Raw genomic sequence first — 18982 nt, forward strand, 5'->3', positions numbered from 1 at the left:
TTATCTCTCCGGGCTCAATTACACGCAGCTCTGCCATTATGTGTACGAATTTGAGCCGGCCAACATCGCCTCCACTCCGCTTCAACGCATCGCGGAATCCATTGTGCCTTTTCCGGAAGAAAGGCGCTCGCTCTACCGTGGCGTCACCGAGGTGGAGGGGGGCGCGGAGTATTTGTTTGAGCCGATTTACCTGACGCAGAGCGTTAACGTGCCGATCTATGGCAAGGATGCGGCCGGCCAGGATATCGTCGTCGGCAGCCGCGAAGAGGTTTGCACCGCTCCCGCTCAATTGGACTTTGACGAACTGGTTGCCTATCTATGGCAGCAAGGCGTGCGCTTCGGGCTGAACGAGGCGGAAATCGGCGACATCCTCGCCCAGCGCAAGACCGGCCGCTACCGCATTGCCAGCGCGCGCCCCCCGATCCCCGGGGTGGATGCCGGGGTGAAAGAGCAGACAGCGGCGATGCATCGCAACGACAATCCGCGCAGGCTCTCCGACGGGCGCGTCGATCTGGCGCAGTTCCAGAACCGCTATCCGCAGATCAAAGCGAATACCGTGCTGTTGATGAAAACGCCGTGCATTCCCGGCCGGCCTGGACGCGCCATCGATGGCGGCCTGATCAGCGCGGCCGAAGCCCGGGACTTTGAATTGAGCACGCTGGGCGGCAGCGGCACCGAAGTGAGGCTGGACGAGGATGGCAACGAATGCATCGTCGCGGTCTGCGACGGTTTCCTGAATATAGACAGCGCCACCAACCAGATATCGGTTGTCGATAAAATCGTCAACCGGGACGGCGTCAGCGTTCGCACCACCGGCGATTTGGCCTTGCAGGGCGACGAATATGAAGAGCACGGCGAAGTGCAGGAGCGTCGCATTGTCACCGGCAAAAACCTGACCATGTTCAACAATGTGTACGGCACGGTTCGTTCCACCGGGGGGCGCATCGTGCTGAAACAGAACCTAGTGGGCGGCGCCTTGCTGAATGATGCGGGGCCTATCAGTGTGGAGGGCCTGGTATCCAATGCCCAGGTGCGAGCCGAGCAGGGCGAGGTGACGCTCAATCGCGCCGAAAATGCATTGGTGATCGCCCAAAAAGTGAGCATTGCCGAGGCGACTGGCTGCATCATCCTTGCGGAGGATGTGGATATCGGACAGGGAATAGCTTGCGCCATCGCGGCCAAACAACTCCATATCGGCAAGGCTGGCGCGCGCGGCAACCAGGAAACGGCGATTTCCATGCTGCTGCCGGATTTATCCGGTTTCGTCCGTAAGCTGGAAGCCTTGCAGCAGCAACAGCAAGACTGCCTGCAAAAGGTGGACGCGATACAAAAAGCGCGGGCGGCGCTGATGGAAACCGAGGAGTTCAAGCGTTATGTCGGCTTGGCGGCCCGCCTGAAAAAAGGCGAGCTGCAACTGTCCGCGGAACAGCAAGCCGGCTGGAAACGCATGTCGGAACAACTTGCGCCCAAGCTCAAGCAATTCAGCCAGCTCAATGCCGGCTTGAAGTCGCTTCAGGACGCGCAAGCCGCCATCCGCGCTCAGGTGGAGGAGCTGGCCGCCGCGCGCGAAGCCGCCGAGGCCGGCATACGCTGCAAATTAGACGAGCTCAGCGGCGAAACCGTGGTCCGCGCGTTGACGCTGCCTGTCGAGGCTCCCGCTCTGGCCACGCTTCCTCCGGATAAATTGCGGACACGCTTGCGCACATCCGATGCCCAGACCGTGCAATTGTTTGCCGATCACGAGGGCTGCTTCATCTGGCGTTACACCACTCGCCGTTCAAGCTGAATGCGGGCGCCGTCAGCCATGGCGACGATTGCACGGCTTTGCAAGCTGCGCCTTCCGCACGGCGCCTGACAAGAAAAAGCCGCCCACCTTTCGGTGAGCGGCTTCTTTACATTTCACTTCTGCCAAACGCTTATTCGGGGCGCATGTGCGGGAAGAGAATGACGTCGCGGATAGACGGCGCATCGGTCAGCAGCATCACCAGGCGGTCGATGCCGATGCCGCAACCGCCGGTCGGCGGCAGGCCGTATTCCATCGCGCGGATGTAGTCGGCGTCGTAGTGCATCGCCTCGTCGTCGCCGGCGTCCTTCTGTGCAACCTGTGCCTGGAAGCGCGCGGCCTGGTCTTCCGGATCGTTCAACTCGGAGTAGCCGTTGGCGTGCTCGCGGCCGACGATGAACAGCTCGAAACGCTCGGTCAGGCCCGGCTGGGTGTCGGAGCCGCGCGCCAGCGGGGACACTTCCACCGGGTAGTCGATGATGAAGGTCGGGTTCCACAGCAGGGACTCGGCGCATTCTTCGAACAGCGCCAGTTGCAGGCTGCCCAGGCCCGGGGCCGGGGGCAGCTTGCCGCCCAGGCGCTTGATTTCGCTGGCCACCCAGGCGGAGTCGGACAGTTGCGCGTCGGTGTATTGCGGGTTGTAGTGCTTGATCGCTTCCACGATGGTGAAGCGGTCGAACGGCTTGCCCAGGTCCACTTCCTTGCCTTGGTAGGTCACGGTGGTGGCGCCGCAGGAAACCAGCGCGCACTCGCGGATGATGGTTTCGGTCATCTCCATCATGCGCTGGTAGTCGCTATACGCTTCGTAGAACTCGATCATGGTGAACTCGGGGTTGTGGCGCGTGCTCATCCCCTCGTTGCGGAAGTTGCGGTTGATCTCGAACACGCGTTCCAGGCCGCCCACCACCAGACGCTTCAGGTACAGCTCCGGGGCGATGCGCAGGTAGAGCGGCATGTCCAGGGCGTTGTGGTGGGTGACGAACGGCTTGGCCGACGCGCCGCCCGGAATCGGGTGCATCATCGGGGTTTCCACTTCCAGGTAGCCTTCGCCCACCATCACGTCGCGCACTTTCTGCACGATCTTGGAGCGCTTGATGAAGGTGTCGCGGCTTTCCTCGCTCATGATGAGGTCGGCGTAGCGCTGGCGGTACTTGGTTTCCTGGTCGGCGATGCCGTGGAATTTTTCCGGCAGGGGACGGATGTTCTTCGACAGCATGCGCACTTCGGTCGCCTGCACCGTCAGTTCGCCGGTCTTGGTCTTGAACAGCACGCCCTTGACGGCGATGATGTCGCCCAGGTCCCAGCGCTTGAAGTCGGCGTAGACGTCTTCGCCCACGTTGTCGCGGGAGATGAAGGCTTGGATGCGGCCGCTGCTGTCCTGCAGGGTGGCGAAGCTGGCTTTGCCCATCACACGTTTAAGCATCATGCGGCCGGCGACGGCGACTTCGATTTTCTCGGCTTCCAGCGCTTCCGCTTCTTTGGCGGCGTGGTCGTCCTGCAGCGGTTTGGCGAAGTGGCTGCGTTTGAAGTCGTTGGGGTAGGCGATGCCTTTTTCGCGGATCGCTTTCAGTTTCAGGCGGCGTTCCGCCATGATCTGGTTTTCGTCTTGGCTTTGCGCCTGTGCTTGTTCGTGATCAGACATGATGACTCCGTGCCGGGTAGGGTTCCTTCGGCAATTAACTAAAAGTACAACGCGAAGGCCGGCCCCGCGAAGGGGCCGGCCCGATATGGCTTAGACGCCGTGCTTGAGGCTGGCTTCGATGAAGCCGTCCAGGTCGCCGTCCATGACGCCCTTGATGTTGCCCACTTCGTAGCTGGTGCGCAAATCCTTGATGCGGGACTGGTCGAACACGTAGGAGCGGATCTGGTGGCCCCAGCCCACGTCGGTCTTGGTGTCTTCCAGCGCCTGCTTGGCCTCGTTGCGCTTCTTCAGCTCCAGCTCGTACAGCTTGGCGCGCAGCATCTGCCAGGCCTCGTCGCGGTTGCGGTGCTGGGAACGGTCGTTCTGGCACTGCACCACGATGTTGGTCGGGATGTGGGTCAGACGCACGGCGGAGTCGGTCTTGTTGATGTGCTGACCGCCGGCGCCGGAGGCGCGGTAGGTGTCGGTGCGCACGTCCGCCGGGTTGATGTCGATCTCGAAGCTGTCGTCCACCTCGGGGTAGACGAAGACGGACGAGAACGAGGTGTGGCGGCGGGCGTTGGAGTCGAACGGCGACACGCGCACCAGGCGGTGCACGCCCACTTCGGTGCGCAGCAGGCCGTAGGCGTATTCGCCCTCGATCTTCAGCGTGGCGCTGGTGACGCCGGCCACTTCGCCTTCGGACAGTTCCAGCACGTCCACCTTGAAGCCCTTGCGTTCGGCGTAGCGGGTGTACATGCGCAGCAGCATGCCGGCCCAGTCCTGGGCTTCGGTGCCGCCGGCGCCGGCCTGGATGTCGATGAAGCAGTTGGTGGGGTCCATCGGGTCGTGGAACATGCGGCGGAATTCCATCTTCGCCACTTTTTCTTCCACTTCTTCCAGATCGGCCTGCACCGCGAGGATGGTGTCGTCGTCTTCCTCGCTCTTGCCCATGTCGAACAGTTCGCGGCTGTCGCCGATGGTGGCGTTGATGCTGTCCAGCACCAGCACCACGTCTTCCAGCTGTTTGCGCTCGCGGCCCAGATCCTGCGCCTTTTTGGGGTCGTTCCAGATATCCGGGTCTTCGGTCAGGCGGCTTACTTCTTCCAGACGGTCTTTTTTACCGTCGTAGTCAAAGATACCCCCGAATATCGGCGGCACGGGCGGCCAGGTCTTCGATTTTGGCCGCGATTTGGTTCAAAACTTCAACTTCGATCATGCTTTCGCTCCAAATGGCAGTCTGTATTAGTAAATTCAAATGTATTTTCGCGGTTTGACCAAAGACAAAAAGCGCACCGTTTGGTGCGCTTCTCTTCGGTCAGGCCGGAAAATCAGCCAAACAGGTGAGCGATGGCTGCGCGCTCTTCTTCCAGCTCGGCCAGGGTCAGGTCCATCCGCTCGCGGCTGAACGCGTCGATCTCCAGGCCTTCTACACGTTTGTATTCGCCATTTTCGCATACAACCGGTACGCCGTACATCACGCCTTCCGGGATGCCGTAGGAACCGTCGGACGGAATGCCCATGGTCACCCACTTGCCGTTGCTGCCCAGCACCCAGTCGTGGATGTGGTCGATGGCGGCGTTGGCGGCGGAGGCGGCGGAGGACAGGCCGCGCGCTTCGATGATGGCGGCGCCGCGCTTGCCCACGGTGGGCAGGAACACGTCGCGGTTCCACACGTCGTCGTTGATCAGGGTTTTAACCGATTGGCCGTCGATGGTGGCGAAGCGGTAGTCGGCGTACATGGTCGGCGAGTGGTTGCCCCATACGGCCAGCTTCTCGATCGAGGCCACCGGCTTGCCGGTCTTGGCGGCGATTTGCGACAGCGCGCGATTGTGGTCAAGACGCAACATGGCGGTGAAGTTTTTCGGATCCAGATCCGGAGCCGACTTCATCGCGATCCAGGCGTTGGTGTTGGCCGGGTTGCCCACCACCAGCACCTTGACGTCGCGGGCGGCGTGGTCGTTCAGCGCCTTGCCCTGAACGGTGAAGATGGCGCCGTTGGCTTCCAGCAGGTCCTTGCGCTCCATGCCCTTGCTGCGCGGGCGGGCACCGACCAGCAGGGCGACCTTCACATCCTTGAAGGCCACGTTCGGGTCGTCGGTGGCTACCATGCCGGCCAGCAGCGGGAAGGCGCAGTCTTCCAGCTCCATCATCACGCCCTTCAGCGCGGTTTGAGCCTGCGGCAGGTCCAGCAGGTGAAGAATGACCGGTTGATCCTTGCCCAGCATTTCTCCACTGGCAATGCGGAACAGCAGGCTGTAGCCGATCTGGCCGGCAGCGCCGGTAACGGCAACGCGAACGGGGGCTTTCATTGGCGGACTCTCCTTTGATGTATCCGATAATGAGCTGCAGATGGTGCTCTGCAGTATAGATGTGGCCTGGAGTGTATCACGGCTGTTTATCGATTTGGGTTATCTGTCAAGAATATGTCGTTAAACAATCGTTTGAGTCTTATGTCTTATATAAGACTTATCTTTACGCTGGAATTGTTTGGTGTTAAAACACAGACCATGACAGCCAATACGCTGAAAAGACAGCCGCTTTATGCTCAGGTCAAACAGCTGCTGATGCAGCGCATGAGCGGCGGCGAATGGCAGGCGCACGACGCGCTGCCCAGCGAATGGGAGCTGGCCGACGAGCTTGGCGCGAGCCAGGGCACGGTGAGGAAGGCGCTGTCGGAGCTGGTGGACGCGGGCTTGCTGTACCGCCAGCAGGGCAGGGGCACCTACATGGCGCCGGTGCCGGGCGATTGGGGCGAGGCCTCGCTGCTGACGCCGGGCCTGTTTTCCGAGCGGCCGGACGAACTGGTCAGGGAATTTCTCGGCATGTCCCGGCTGAATGCCAGCGAGGACATCGCCGAGGCTTTGCAATTGCGGCGTCTTGCGCCTTTATTGAGAATTCGCCAGCTGTGGCGTTGGCATGGCGCGCCGGTGGCGCTGGACGACGCGCTGCTGCCGGCGGAGTGGTTCGACGGCATGGACGCGCGCTGGCTGCGCAATTCGGCCGGCGTGTACGCCACGCTGCAGCAGCGCTTCGGCGTGCGGGTGAAGGTGGTGTGCGAGCAGTTCCGCGCCGAGATGCTGCCGCGCGAGGAGGCGGGGCTGCTGGGCGTGACCGGTATGGTGGCCGACGTGCCGGCCCTGTGCCTGCTGCGGCTGTCGGCGGACATGAACGACCGCCCGCTGGAGTGGCGGCAGCGCTACTGCCTGACGCACCAGCTGGCTTATACAGTGAAACACAACTGAACGCCGTTGTCCTTGACGTAGATTAAGAGGTCAGCGGCCAGCGGGATAGACCAACATTTGTTAGAATCCCCGGCGCATATTGCGAATGAATTGCGCAATATGCCAGGTAAAGGCGGATACCGCTCCCAGGAAAAAGGACGGGTCCGCCAGGCGCTTCGCTCGCGGTGGGCGGGCGTCATGTAAACCACTTGGTCACAAAACATCCAAGGAAAGCCTTATGCAGAAGCAAAGACCGAAGCATCTGGACTTGGCCAGGATCAGACTGCCCGTTCCGGGTTTCGTCTCCATCCTGCACCGGGTCAGTGGTGTGGCGTTGTTCTTTTCCCTCCCGCTGTTGATCTATCTGCTGCACGGTTCGCTGAGCTCCGCCGAATCGTTCGACACCTACAAGGCGGTAGTGTCCCACCCGCTGATGAAGCTGGTCTTGCTGGGCCTGATCTGGGCCTACCTGCATCACTTCTGTGCAGGCATCCGTTTCCTGTTTCTCGACATTCACAAAGGTCTCGAACTCGAGACCGCCCGCGCCACCGCCAAGACCGTGCTGGTCGTCAGCCTGGTGCTGACCGTGGTCCTGGGAGGTATCGCTCTATGGTAAACCGTCACGTCGTCGGCGCCGGCTATGGCCTGCGCGATTGGATCATGCAGCGCGTCACCGCCGTGGTGATGGTGCTCTACACCGTGGCCCTGGCGTTGTTCATGCTGGCGCTGCCGTCCGGCTACGAAGGCTGGAAGTCTCTGTTCAGCCACGCCTGGGTCCAGCTGTTCACCCAGGTGACCTTGTTGGCGCTGTTCCTGCACGTATGGGTGGGCATCCGCGACGTGTGGATGGACTACGTGAAGCCGGTGGGTATCCGCCTGGCGCTGCACGTGTTCACCATCGTCTGGCTGGTTTCCTGTTTCATCTATTCCGTTAAAGTGGTCTGGGGGCTGTAATGGGCGTAGCTGTTCGTCATTTTGATGCGGTAGTCGTGGGCGCCGGCGGCGCCGGCATGCGAGCCGCGCTGCAACTGTCGGAAGCTGGTCTGAAGACCGCCGTGCTGTCCAAGGTGTTCCCGACCCGTTCCCATACCGTAGCCGCCCAGGGCGGCGTGTCCGCTTCGCTCGGCAATTCCGAGCCGGACAACTGGCACTGGCACATGTACGACACCGTCAAGGGTTCGGACTGGCTGGGCGACCAGGACGCGATCGAATTCATGTGCCGCGAAGCCCCGAAAGTGGTGGTCGAGCTTGAGCACTTCGGCATGCCGTTCGACCGCAATCCGGACGGCACCATCTACCAGCGTCCGTTTGGCGGCCACATGTCCGACTTCGGCGAAGGCAAGCCGGTCCGCCGCGCTTGCGCCGCCGCCGACCGCACCGGCCACGCGATGCTGCACGCGCTGTACCAGCGCAATGTGCGCGCCAATACCCACTTCTTCGTCGAGTGGATGGCGCTGGACCTGATCCGCGACGCCGAAGGCCGTGTGCAGGGCGTTGTCGCCATGGAAATGGAAACTTCGGAAATCGTGGTGTTCCAGGCCAAGGCCACCCTGTTCGCCACCGGCGGCGCCGGCCGCATCTTCGCCTCGTCCACCAACGCCTTCATCAATACCGGCGACGGCTTGGGCATGGCCGCCCGCGCCGGCATCCCGCTGGAAGACATGGAGTTCTGGCAGTTCCACCCGACCGGCGTGGCCGGCGCGGGCGTGCTGATCACCGAAGGCGTGCGCGGCGAAGGCGGCATTTTGCGCAACAGCTCCGGCGAGCGCTTCATGGAGCGCTACGCGCCGAACGCCAAGGACCTGGCCTCCCGCGACGTGGTGTCGCGCGCGATGGTGTCCGAGATCAACGAAGGCCGCGGCTGCGGTCCGAACAAGGACCACGTGCTGCTGGACATCACCCACCTCGACCCCGAGGTGATCATGTCCAAGCTGCCGGGCATCCGCGAGATCTCGATCAAGTTCGCCGGCGTGGACCCGATCAAGGCCCCGATCCCGGTGGTGCCGACCTGCCACTACCAGATGGGCGGCATCCCCACCAATTACCACGGCGAAGTGGTGATCGACGGCCAGCCGGTGCACGGCTTCTACGCCGCCGGCGAAGTGGCGTGCGCGTCGGTGCACGGCGCCAACCGCCTGGGCACCAACTCGCTGCTGGACCTGCTGGTCTTCGGCAAGAGCTCGGCCAACTCGATCATCGAATTCATCAAGCAGCAGCCGGAAGACCTGCCGCAGCTGGCGACGGCGGATGTCGAGCGCTCGGTCGCCCGCGTCGCCCGTCTGGACAACCAGACCAACGGGGTGCAGGTGCATGACGCCCGCGCCGAGATGCAACGCGTGATGCAGGCCCACTGCGGCGTGTTCCGCTTCAAGGACATGCTGGCCGAGGGCGTGGAGAAGATCCTGGAAGTGGCCGACATGGTGGCCAAGACCGAGATCGGCGACAAGTCCAAGGTGTTCAACACCGCCCGCATCGAAGCGCTGGAGCTGGAAAACCTGATCGAAGTGGCCAAGGCCACCATGGTTTCGGCCAACGCCCGCACCGAAAGCCGCGGCGCCCACGTGCGCGACGACGCGCCGGACACCCCGGAAACGCCGAACGGCCGCGACGACGTGAACTGGCTGAAGCACACGCTGTGGTTCCGCGAAGGCAACCGCCTGCAGTACAAGCCGGTGAACATGAAGCCGCTGACCGTGGACACGATCAAGTTGAAGGCCCGCTCCTACTAAGGGTTGAACAGAGATGACTACCGAAAACGTCAAATTCCGCATCTACCGCTACGATCCGGACAAGGATGCCAAGCCGTACATGCAGGACATCAGCGTGGACATGGACGCCACCGAGCACAAGCTGCTGGACGCGCTGGTCAAGCTGAAGACCAAGGACGACACGTTGTCCTTCCGCCGCTCCTGTCGCGAAGGCGTGTGCGGTTCGGACGCGATGAACATCAACGGCAAGAACGGCCTGGCCTGCCTGACTGACTTCCGCACGCTGAAGCAGCCGATCGAGCTGCGTCCGCTGCCGGGCCTGCCGGTGGTTCGCGACCTGATCGTGGACATGGCGCAGTTCTTCAAGCAGTACCACTCGATCAAGCCGTACGTGATCAACGACACGCCGCCGCCGGAACGCGAGCGCCGCCAGTCGCCGGAAGACCGCAAGGAGCTGGACGGCCTGTACGAGTGCATCCTGTGCGCGTGCTGCTCCACGTCCTGCCCGTCGTTCTGGTGGAATCCGGACAAGTTCGTCGGCCCGGCCGGCCTGTTGGCCGCCTACCGCTTCATCGCGGATACCCGCGACGAGGCCACCAACGAGCGTCTGGACAACCTGGAAGACCCGTACCGCCTGTTCCGCTGCCATAGCATCATGAACTGCGTCGACGTGTGTCCGAAGGGCCTGAACCCGACCCGCGCGATCGGCAAGATCAAGGACCTGATGGTCAAGCGTGCGGTATGACGACTTACGATCCGATCGAACTGAAACGGATCCGCTGGCGGTCTAGGCGGGGCTTGTTGGAACTGGACCTGGTGCTGGAGAAGTTCTTCGCCGGCCCGTTCGACCAACTGGCGCCCGCCCAGATCGACGCGTACCGGCAGCTGCTGGATCTGCCGGACACTGATTTTCTGGATGTCGTCAACGGCAAGGCCGATCTCGACGATCCGGAATTGATGGACATCGTGGCGATCCTGCGATCGCTGTGATGGCCGACCCCAAACCATTACAACAATGAAATAATGACTGGGAGTATTGCTGTGGAAACTAATCGCAAAGTCACGCTCAGCTACAACGAGGGCAAGGAAACCCTGGACCTGCCGGTCCTGGGGGGCTCGCTGGGTCCGGATGTTGTCGACATCCGCGCCTTTGGCAAAACCGGCATGTTCACCTTCGACCCGGGTTTCCTGGCCACCGCCAGCTGCGAATCCAAGATCACCTTCATCGACGGCGATCTGGGCCACCTGTATTACCGTGGCTACCCGATCGAGCAACTGGCCGAGAAGAGCGACTATCTGGAAGTGTGCTACCTGCTGCTGAACGGCGAACTGCCGACCGCGGCGCAGCGCAAGGATTTCGAACGCGGCATCATGCGCCACAACATGCTGCATGACCAGCTGATGAGCCTGTTCAAGGGCTTCCGCCGCGACGCGCACCCGATGGCCGTGATGGTCGGCGTGGTGGGCGCGCTGTCCGCGTTCTACCATGACTCGCTGGACATCTCCAATCCGGAGCATCGCCGCATTTCCGCGCACCGCCTGGTGGCCAAGCTGCCGACCATCGCCGCGCAAGCCTACCGCTACAACAAGGGCCTGCCGTTCTCGTATCCGAAGAATGGCCTGACCTACGCGGAAAACTTCCTGCACATGATGTTCTCCACCCCGTGCGAAGAGTACAAGGTGAACCCGGTTCTGGCGCGCGCGCTGGACCGCATCTTCACCCTGCACGCCGATCACGAGCAGAACGCCTCCACCTCCACCGTGCGTCTGGCCGGCTCTTCCGGTGCCAACCCGTTCGCATGTATCGCCGCCGGTATCGCCTGCCTGTGGGGCCCGTCCCACGGCGGCGCCAACGAAGCCGTGCTGAAGATGCTGGACGAGATCGGCTCGGTGGACAATGTCGCCGACTTCATGCAGGGCGTGAAGGACAAGCGCTACAAGCTGATGGGCTTCGGCCACCGCGTGTACAAGAACATGGACCCGCGCGCCGCCATCATGAAGCAGACCTGCGACGAAGTGCTGAACGAGCTGGGCCTGCACAACGATCCGAAGTTCAAGCTGTCGATGGAGCTGGAAAAGATCGCGCTGTCCGACCCGTACTTCATCGAGCGCAAGCTGTACCCGAACGTGGACTTCTACTCCGGCATCGTGCTGTCCGCGATCGGCATCCCGGTTTCCATGTTCACCCCGATCTTCGCGCTGGCCCGCACCGTGGGCTGGATCGCGCACTGGAACGAGATGATCGGCGATCCGGGCATGAAGATCGGCCGTCCGCGCCAGCTGTACACCGGCGCCGCGCGCCGCGACTTCGTGGAAGTCGCCAAGCGCTGATGTGAAAGACAGGGTTGGTTGAAGCGGGGGCTTCAGCCAGCCCTTTTTTACAGAGCGCTGGGGCAAGGACGCCTTGCCCAAGCGCTTTGAATAATGCAGCAACGTCGTTAAGACAAGACAAAGGGTAGCCAGACCATGATGCAATCCATGTACAGCCATTCCTATCTGTTCGGTGGGAATGCCCCGTTCATCGAGGAGCTGTACGAACAGTACCTCGTTGACGCCAACTCCGTGCCGAACGAGTGGCGCGACTACTTCGACAAGCTGGCGCAGTCGCCGGGCGCCGCCGAGCGCGACGTGCCGCACCTGCCGATCCAGGAGTCGTTCATCCAGCTGGCGAAAAAGCCGGTGATCGGCCAGCGCGGCGCCGCCGCCACCGATTGGGAGGCGATGCAGAAGCAGGTGGGCGTGCTGAAGCTGATTTCCGCCTACCGCGTGCTGGGCGCGCGCCAGGCCAATCTGGACCCGCTGCGCCGCATGGATCAAGCCATCGTGCGCGAACTGGACCCGGCTACCCATGGTCTGAACGACGCCGACATGGCGGTGCAGTTCAACGTCGGCTCGCTGGCCGGCCCGCAGAAGCTGCCGCTATCCGACATCATCGCCCGCCTGAAGCAGACCTACTGCGGCAATATCGGCGTCGAATTCATGCACATCACCCAGTCCGATGAAAAGCACTGGGTGCAGAAACGCTTCGAGGACGCGCTGTCCACCCCGCGCTACGACGCGGGCAAGAAGCAGCGCATCCTGAAGCAGATCACCGCCGCCGAAACGCTGGAGCGCTACCTGCACACCAAGTACGTTGGCCAGAAGCGCTTCTCGCTGGAAGGCGGCGAGTCCGCCATCGCGGCGCTGGACCACCTGATCCAGAACGCCACTGAGCAGGGCGTGCAGGAACTGATCATCGGCATGGCCCACCGCGGCCGCCTGAACGTGCTGGTCAACACCCTGGGCAAGCTGCCGCGCGACCTGTTCGCCGAATTCGAAGGCAAGGCCGCCCAGCAGATGGCTTCCGGCGACGTGAAGTACCACATGGGCTTCTCGTCCGACATTCCGACCGCCAGCGGCCCGATGCACGTGTCGCTCGCGTTCAACCCGTCGCACCTGGAAATCGTCAACCCGGTGGTGGAAGGTTCGGTGCGCGCGCGCCAGGATCGCCGCAAGGACGCCGAGCGCAAGACCGCGGTTCCGGTGCTGATCCACGGCGACTCGGCCTTCGGCGGCCTGGGCGTCAACCAGGGCACCTTCAACCTGTCGCAGACCCGCGGCTACGGCACCGGCGGCACCATCCACATCGTCATCAACAACCAGGTGGGCTTCACCACGTCGGACACCCGCGACATCCGCTCGACGATGTACTGCACCGACGTGGCCAAGATGATCGAAGCGCCGATCCTGCACGTGAACGGCGATGACCCGGAAGCCGTCTGCTTCGTGATGCAGGCCGCGCTGGATTACCGCATGACCTTCAAGAAGGATGTGGTGATCGACCTGGTGTGCTACCGCAAGCTCGGCCACAACGAGGGCGACGATCCCTTCCTGACCCAGCCGATGATGTACAAGAAAATCGCCAAGCACCAGGGCGTGCGCGCGATGTACGCCGAGCGCCTGGTGCAGGAAGGCGTGCTGAAAGCCGAGGAAGCCGACGCGCAGATCCAGGCCTACCGCGACGCGCTGGACAAGGGCGAGCACGTAGAACAGACCGCGTTGACCAACTACCGCCGCGAGCACGCGCTGGACTTCAGCCAGTATCTGGGCACCCACTGGGCGCACCCGACCGACACTTCTCTGCCGCAGGCCGACATCCAGCGCCTGACCGACAAGTTCACCACGCTGCCGGAAGGCTTCAAGCTGCACCCGACCGTGCAGAAAGTGCTGGCAGCGCGCAAGGCGATGGCCGCCGGCGAACAGAACGTCGACTGGGGCATGGCCGAGACGCTGGCCTACGCGTCGCTGGTGACCAACGGCTTCGGCGTGCGCCTGTCGGGCGAAGACTCCGGCCGCGGCACCTTCTCCCATCGCCACTCGGTGCTGCATGACCAGAACCGCGAGAGCTGGGACCAGGGCAGCTATGTGCCGCTGCGCAATATGTCCGACAACCAGGCCGACTTCCTGGTGATCGACTCCATCCTGAACGAGGAGGCGGTGCTGGCCTACGAATACGGCTACGCCTGTTCCGCTCCGGACCAGCTGGTGATCTGGGAAGCCCAGTTCGGCGACTTCGCCAACGGCGCCCAGGTGGCCATCGACCAGTTCATCTCTTCCGGCGAGACCAAGTGGGGCCGTCTGTGCGGCCTGACCACCATCCTGCCGCACGGCTACGACGGCCAGGGCCCGGAGCACTCCTCCGCCCGCCTGGAGCGCTGGCTGCAGCTGTGCGCCGAGCACAATATGCAGGTGGTGATGCCGTCTGAAGCCGGCCAGATGTTCCACATGCTGCGCCGCCAGGTGCTGCGCCCGTACCGCAAGCCGCTGGTGATCTTCCTGTCCAAGCGCCTGCTGCGCTTCAAGGATTCGATGAGCCCGATCGAAGACCTGACCACCGGCAGCTTCCGCCCGGTGATCGGCGACGTCGTGGTCAAGGATCCGAAGAAGGTCAAGCGCGTGCTGCTGTGCGCCGGCCAGGTGTATTACGACCTCGCCGCCGCCCGCAAGGAGCGCGGCCTGGACGACGACATCGCCATCGTGCGCATCGAGCAGCTGTACCCGTTCCCGACCGAGCAGGTGGCCGCCGAGCTGGCGCGCTTCACCCAGGCCAAGGAAGTGATGTGGGTGCAGGAAGAGCCGCGCAACCAGGGCGCCTGGTACCAGATCCGCCACCGCCTGGAAGGCCTGTTGAACGCCAAGCAGCAGCTGTCGTTCGCCGGTCGTCCGTCGTCGGCTTCGCCGGCGGTCGGTTATATGAGCAAGCACGTCGCCCAACTGAAGGCCTTCGTCGAAGAAGCGATGTCGGTCGCCCGCTGAGCCAACGAGAAAGAAGGGGCGGCATCGCGGCCGCCCCGCTATGGAGAAGAACATGCTGATTGAAGTCAAAGTCCCGCAACTGCCCGAATCCGTATCCGAAGCCACGCTGATGAGCTGGCACAAGAAGGTTGGCGAGTTCGTCAAACGCGACGAAAACCTGATCGACCTGGAAACCGACAAGGTGGTGCTGGAACTGCCGGCGCCGCAAGCCGGCGTGGTGGTGGAAATCATCGAGCAGGATGGCGCCACCGTGACCTCCGGCCAGCTGATCGCCAAGATCGATACCGCCGCCAAGGCAGGCGACGCCGCTCCGGCGGCCGCAGCCGCCCCGGCGCCCGCAGCCGCCCCGGCGCCCGCCGCCGCCGCTCCGGTGCAGGCCGCTCCGGCCGCCGGCGCCGCCGCGATGCCGTCCGCCGCCAAGCTGGCCGCGGAAACCGGCGTGGACCTGTCCAAGGTGGCCGGCTCCGGCCGCGATGGCCGCGTGCTGAAGGAAGACGTGCAGGCCGCCAAGCAAGCCGCTCCGGCCCAGGCCGGCCCGGTGATCGGTTCCGGCGCCGCGCTGTCCGCCACCCCGGCCGCCGTCAACGTCGCCGGCATCCTGTCCGGCCGCGCCGAGCAGCGCGTGCCGATGTCCCGTCTGCGCCAGCGCGTGGCCGAGCGTCTGATCATGTCGCAGCAGACCAACGCCATCCTCACCACCTTCAATGAAGTGAACATGAAGCCGGTGATGGACCTGCGCGCCAAGTACAAGGACAAGTTTGAGAAAGAGCACGGCATCAAGCTGGGCTTCATGGGCTTCTTCGTCAAGGCCGTGGTCGCCGCGCTGAAGAAATACCCGATCGTCAACGCGTCCGTGGACGGCAACGACATCGTCTACCACGGCTACTTCGATATCGGCGTGGCCGTGGGCAGCCCGCGCGGCCTGGTGGTGCCGGTGATCCGCAACGCCGACCAGCTGTCGCTGGCCGACATCGAGAAGCAGATCGCCGAATTCGGCAAGCGCGCCCAGGAAGGCAAGCTGACCGTGGAAGAACTGACCGGCGGCACCTACACCATCTCCAACGGCGGCACCTTCGGCTCGATGATGTCCACTCCGATCATCAACCCGCCGCAATCCGCGATCCTGGGCATGCACGCCACCAAGGAGCGCGCCGTGGTTGAGAACGGTCAAGTGGTGGTGCGTCCGATGATGTATCTTGCCCAATCCTACGACCACCGCATCATCGACGGTCGCGAAGCGGTGCTGAGCCTGGTGGCGATCAAGGACGCCATCGAGGATCCGGCGCGTCTGCTGCTCGACCTGTGATGAAGCACCGGGCCGGCGCAAGCCGGCCTGTTTGAATCTGCATGAACGGAGCCAGAATGAATCTGCCGGATTGGGTTTACGCGTTCGCCTCGGTATTGGCCGGGGTGGCCTTGTTGTTCCTCACCTGGAAGAAACGCCAGCAGGGGATGCGCGAAGACCGCTACGTGTTGTTCGGCAAGATCGTCATCGCGCTGTTCATGATCGCTTTCGGGGCCTTGCTGTTCAAAGTGGGCAAGGCCTGACCCCAAGGGAAAATCCATGAGCCAACAGTTTGATGTTGTAGTGATCGGCGGCGGTCCCGGCGGCTATGTGGCCGCCATTCGCGCGGCCCAGCTGGGTTTCAGCGCGGCTTGCGTCGACGCGTTCAAGAATCCGGAAGGCAAGCCGTCGCTGGGCGGCACCTGCCTGAACGTCGGCTGCATCCCGTCCAAGGCGCTGTTGCAATCGTCGGAAAACTTCCACGCGGTGCAGCACGACTTCGCCAAGCACGGCATCAGCGTGTCCGGCGCCAAGATGGACGTCGGCCAGATGCTGGGCCGCAAGACCGACATCATCAACAAGAACGCGGCCGGCATCGGCTTCCTGTTCAAGAAGAACAAGGTCGCCAACATCCACGGCCTGGCCGCCTTCAAGGGCCGCCAGGGCGACAAGTGGCTGATCGAAGTCACTGACGGCGGCAAGGTGGTGGACACCCTGGAAGCCGTCCACGTGATCGTCGCCACCGGCTCCAGCCCGCGCGCGCTGCCGGGCCTGGCCACCGACAACCAGCTGGTGCTGGACAACGAGGGCGCGCTGGCGCTGTCCGCGGTGCCGAAGCGCCTGGGCGTGATCGGCGCCGGCGTGATCGGTCTGGAAATGGGTTCGGTGTGGAAGCGCCTGGGCTCTGAAGTCACCATCCTGGAGGCGATGCCGACCTTCCTGGCGGCCGCCGACCAGCAGATCGCCAAGGAAGCGTTCAAGACGCTGACCAAGGACACCGGCCTGGACATCAAGCTGGGCGTGAAGATCGGCGAAGTGAAGGCCGGCAAGAAGAGCGTCACCGTCAATTACGAATTGAACGGCGAAGCGGTGAAGGCCGAGTTCGACAAGCTGATCGTGTCGATCGGCCGCGTGCCGAACACCCAGGGCCTGGGCGCCGAGACCGTCGGCCTGCAGCTGGATGAGCGCGGCTTCGTCGCCGTGGACGACCATTGCCACACCAATCTGCCTAACGTCTGGGCGATCGGCGACGTGGTGCGCGGCCCGATGCTGGCGCACAAGGCGTCGGAAGAGGGCGTGGCCGTGGCTGAGCGCATCGCCGGCCAGAAGCCGCACGTCGATTTCGGCGTGATTCCGTGGGTGATCTACACTTCTCCGGAGATCGCCTGGGTCGGCAAGACCGAAGAGCAGCTGAAGGCCGAGGGCGTCGAGTACAAGAAGGGCACCTCGGGTTTCGGCGCCAACGGCCGCGCGCTGGGTCTGGGCATGGCGCAGGGCACGGTGAAGATCCTGGCCGACGCCAAGACCGACCGCATCCTGGGCCTGCACATGATCGGCCCGATGGTGTCCGAACTGGTCAGCGAGGGCGTGGTGTCGATGGAGTTCAAGGCCGCCAGCGAAGACCTGGCGCGCATTGTCCACGCCCACCCGTCGTTGTCGGAAGTGATACACGAAGCCGCCCTCGCCGCCGACAAGCGCGCGTTGCACGGTTGAGTGGACACGGGTCGTGTACAATGCGCACGACCCGACCGGTACAGGGCCGGAACACGCGCGCCGGGGGGCGCGCGCCGGCTCCGCCAACAAGGTTTGGCAAGCTATCAAGGAATAGAGGCAGAGGCGCATGCCCGCCATCATTTCCCCGAAAGGAAACCATAGATGAACCTGCATGAATACCAAGCGAAAGAGCTGCTGAGCCGTTACGGCCTGCCGGTGCAACAAGGCATTCTGGCCAAGTCGCCGGAAGAAGCGGCTGCCGCTTACGACAAGCTGGGCGGCAAATTCGCCGTCGTCAAGGCCCAGGTGCACGCCGGCGGCCGCGGCAAGGCCGGTGGCGTGAAAGTGGTGAAGAGCCGCGAAGAAGCCGCCGAAGTCGCCAAGACCCTGATCGGCACCAACCTGGTGACCTACCAGACCGACGCAGCCGGCCAGCCGGTGAACAGCGTGCTGGTTTGCGAAGACATGTACCCGGTGCAGCGCGAACTGTACCTGGGCGCCGTGGTGGACCGCGGCAGCCAGCGCGTCGTATTCATGGTTTCCACCGAAGGCGGCGTGGAAATCGAGAAGGTGGCTGAAGAGACCCCGGAAAAGATCATCAAGATCGAAGTGGACCCGCTGGTCGGCATGCAGCCGTTCCAGGCGCGCGACGCCGCTTTCGCGCTGGGCCTGTCCGGCGCGCAGATCGCCGCGTTCAGCAAGCTGATGCTGGGCTCCTACCAGGCTTTCGTCGAGAATGACTTCGCCCTGTTCGAAGTGAACCCGCTGGCGCTGCGCGAAAACGGCGAGCTGGCCTGCGTGGACGGCAAGATCAACCTGGACTCCAACGCCCTGTACCGCCACCCGGAACTGCTGGCCCAGCGCGACAAGAGCCAGGAGAACGAGCGCGAAGTGAAGGCTTCCGAGTTCGACCTGAACTACGTGGCCCTGGAAGGCAATATCGGCTGCATGGTGAACGGCGCCGGCCTGGCGATGGCCACCATGGACATCATCAAGCTGAAGGGCGGCCAACCGGCCAACTTCCTGGATGTGGGTGGCGGCGCGACCAAAGAGCGCGTGATCGAAGCGTTCAAGCTGATCCTGGCCGACACCTCGGTGCAAGGCGTGCTGATCAACATCTTCGGCGGCATCGTCCGCTGCGACATGATCGCCGAAGCCATCATCGCCGCCGTGAAGGAAGTGAACGTGACCGTGCCGGTCGTGGTCCGTCTGGAAGGCAACAACGCCGAACTGGGCGCCAAGATCCTGGACGAATCCGGTCTGAAACTGACTTCCGCCCAGGGTCTGAACGACGCTGCCGAGAAGATCGTCGCCGCCGTCAAGGCCGTGGCCTGAGACCCGCACTGAGCTGAG

Annotated in this window: 16 protein-coding genes; 13 read left to right on the top strand and 3 right to left on the bottom strand. The window is 63.3% G+C overall.

Annotated elements, in window-relative coordinates:
• The first annotated feature begins 103 nt into the window (after nucleotides 1-103).
• Nucleotides 104-1786 (top strand): flagellar assembly protein A, encoded by a 1683-nt coding sequence (locus ACX17K_RS19670; protein WP_493776096.1) that lies wholly within the window; start codon nucleotides 104-106, stop codon nucleotides 1784-1786.
• Nucleotides 1787-1916: 130 nt separating this feature from the next.
• Here the strand turns inward: ACX17K_RS19670 and lysS are convergent, their stop codons facing one another.
• The 3 genes from lysS to ACX17K_RS19685 form a co-directional block, all read right to left on the bottom strand.
• Complete coding sequence (gene lysS / locus ACX17K_RS19675) at nucleotides 1917-3425, bottom strand: lysine--tRNA ligase (RefSeq protein WP_493776097.1); 1509 nt, start codon at nucleotides 3423-3425, stop codon at nucleotides 1917-1919.
• Between the two features lie 90 nt (nucleotides 3426-3515).
• A protein-coding gene (prfB, locus tag ACX17K_RS19680; protein ID WP_104946273.1) for a peptide chain release factor 2 occupies nucleotides 3516-4623 on the bottom strand; the annotation gives its coding sequence in 2 pieces (ribosomal slippage) (nucleotides 3516-4538 and nucleotides 4540-4623; 1107 coding nt in all).
• Between the two features lie 112 nt (nucleotides 4624-4735).
• On the bottom strand, nucleotides 4736-5716 hold the full coding sequence (locus tag ACX17K_RS19685) for a malate dehydrogenase (RefSeq protein ID WP_021478556.1): 981 nt from the start codon (nucleotides 5714-5716) through the stop codon (nucleotides 4736-4738).
• Nucleotides 5717-5914: 198 nt separating this feature from the next.
• On the opposite strand from ACX17K_RS19685, the gene ACX17K_RS19690 reads away from it, so the two are divergent.
• From ACX17K_RS19690 to sucC, 12 genes are all read left to right on the top strand, one after another.
• The gene (locus ACX17K_RS19690; protein WP_493776098.1) at nucleotides 5915-6649 is read left to right on the top strand and encodes a GntR family transcriptional regulator; all 735 of its coding nucleotides are present in this window, start codon (nucleotides 5915-5917) and stop codon (nucleotides 6647-6649) included.
• A gap of 217 nt (nucleotides 6650-6866) precedes the next feature.
• Nucleotides 6867-7244: a succinate dehydrogenase, cytochrome b556 subunit gene (sdhC, locus tag ACX17K_RS19695; protein ID WP_021478554.1), complete on the top strand. Its 378-nt coding sequence runs from the start codon at nucleotides 6867-6869 to the stop codon at nucleotides 7242-7244.
• Nucleotides 7238-7582, top strand: a complete 345-nt coding sequence (sdhD, locus tag ACX17K_RS19700; protein WP_046155357.1) for a succinate dehydrogenase, hydrophobic membrane anchor protein — start codon at nucleotides 7238-7240, stop codon at nucleotides 7580-7582. The genes sdhC and sdhD overlap by 7 nt, the downstream gene beginning before the upstream one ends.
• Nucleotides 7582-9357 (top strand): succinate dehydrogenase flavoprotein subunit, encoded by a 1776-nt coding sequence (gene sdhA / locus ACX17K_RS19705; RefSeq protein WP_493776099.1) that lies wholly within the window; start codon nucleotides 7582-7584, stop codon nucleotides 9355-9357. Before sdhD ends, sdhA begins: the two co-directional genes overlap by 1 nt.
• 13 nt (nucleotides 9358-9370) lie before the next feature.
• Nucleotides 9371-10081 (top strand): succinate dehydrogenase iron-sulfur subunit, encoded by a 711-nt coding sequence (locus tag ACX17K_RS19710; RefSeq protein WP_021478551.1) that lies wholly within the window; start codon nucleotides 9371-9373, stop codon nucleotides 10079-10081.
• Entirely contained in the window at nucleotides 10078-10326 is a 249-nt protein-coding gene (locus ACX17K_RS19715) for an FAD assembly factor SdhE (protein WP_231153160.1), read from the top strand. The genes ACX17K_RS19710 and ACX17K_RS19715 overlap by 4 nt, the downstream gene beginning before the upstream one ends.
• Before the next feature lie 33 nt (nucleotides 10327-10359).
• Entirely contained in the window at nucleotides 10360-11667 is a 1308-nt protein-coding gene (gene gltA / locus ACX17K_RS19720; protein WP_493776100.1) for a citrate synthase, read from the top strand.
• Between the two features lie 135 nt (nucleotides 11668-11802).
• Nucleotides 11803-14631: a 2-oxoglutarate dehydrogenase E1 component gene (locus tag ACX17K_RS19725; protein ID WP_493776101.1), complete on the top strand. Its 2829-nt coding sequence runs from the start codon at nucleotides 11803-11805 to the stop codon at nucleotides 14629-14631.
• Between the two features lie 52 nt (nucleotides 14632-14683).
• Nucleotides 14684-15937, top strand: coding sequence for a 2-oxoglutarate dehydrogenase complex dihydrolipoyllysine-residue succinyltransferase (gene odhB, locus ACX17K_RS19730; protein WP_493776102.1), 1254 nt, complete (start codon nucleotides 14684-14686; stop codon nucleotides 15935-15937).
• A gap of 56 nt (nucleotides 15938-15993) precedes the next feature.
• Entirely contained in the window at nucleotides 15994-16179 is a 186-nt protein-coding gene (locus tag ACX17K_RS19735) for a hypothetical protein (RefSeq protein WP_021478971.1), read from the top strand.
• Nucleotides 16180-16195: 16 nt separating this feature from the next.
• Nucleotides 16196-17629: a dihydrolipoyl dehydrogenase gene (gene lpdA, locus ACX17K_RS19740; RefSeq protein ID WP_493776103.1), complete on the top strand. Its 1434-nt coding sequence runs from the start codon at nucleotides 16196-16198 to the stop codon at nucleotides 17627-17629.
• Between the two features lie 162 nt (nucleotides 17630-17791).
• Entirely contained in the window at nucleotides 17792-18964 is a 1173-nt protein-coding gene (sucC, locus tag ACX17K_RS19745; protein ID WP_021478969.1) for an ADP-forming succinate--CoA ligase subunit beta, read from the top strand.
• Nucleotides 18965-18982: the final 18 nt, after the last annotated feature.

The organism is Chromobacterium sp. INPA-IVC (genome assembly GCF_059047085.1).

Coding starts and splice junctions, on each gene's coding strand:
- lysS (WP_493776097.1), bottom strand. CDS start 3,425: ATGTCTGATCACGAACAAGCACAGGCGCAAAGCCAAGACGAAAACCAG.
- ACX17K_RS19685 (WP_021478556.1), bottom strand. CDS start 5,716: ATGAAAGCCCCCGTTCGCGTTGCCGTTACCGGCGCTGCCGGCCAGATC.
- ACX17K_RS19690 (WP_493776098.1), top strand. CDS start 5,915: ATGACAGCCAATACGCTGAAAAGACAGCCGCTTTATGCTCAGGTCAAA.
- sdhC (WP_021478554.1), top strand. CDS start 6,867: ATGCAGAAGCAAAGACCGAAGCATCTGGACTTGGCCAGGATCAGACTG.
- sdhD (WP_046155357.1), top strand. CDS start 7,238: ATGGTAAACCGTCACGTCGTCGGCGCCGGCTATGGCCTGCGCGATTGG.
- sdhA (WP_493776099.1), top strand. CDS start 7,582: ATGGGCGTAGCTGTTCGTCATTTTGATGCGGTAGTCGTGGGCGCCGGC.
- ACX17K_RS19710 (WP_021478551.1), top strand. CDS start 9,371: ATGACTACCGAAAACGTCAAATTCCGCATCTACCGCTACGATCCGGAC.
- ACX17K_RS19715 (WP_231153160.1), top strand. CDS start 10,078: ATGACGACTTACGATCCGATCGAACTGAAACGGATCCGCTGGCGGTCT.
- gltA (WP_493776100.1), top strand. CDS start 10,360: ATGACTGGGAGTATTGCTGTGGAAACTAATCGCAAAGTCACGCTCAGC.
- ACX17K_RS19725 (WP_493776101.1), top strand. CDS start 11,803: ATGATGCAATCCATGTACAGCCATTCCTATCTGTTCGGTGGGAATGCC.
- odhB (WP_493776102.1), top strand. CDS start 14,684: ATGCTGATTGAAGTCAAAGTCCCGCAACTGCCCGAATCCGTATCCGAA.
- ACX17K_RS19735 (WP_021478971.1), top strand. CDS start 15,994: ATGAATCTGCCGGATTGGGTTTACGCGTTCGCCTCGGTATTGGCCGGG.
- lpdA (WP_493776103.1), top strand. CDS start 16,196: ATGAGCCAACAGTTTGATGTTGTAGTGATCGGCGGCGGTCCCGGCGGC.
- sucC (WP_021478969.1), top strand. CDS start 17,792: ATGAACCTGCATGAATACCAAGCGAAAGAGCTGCTGAGCCGTTACGGC.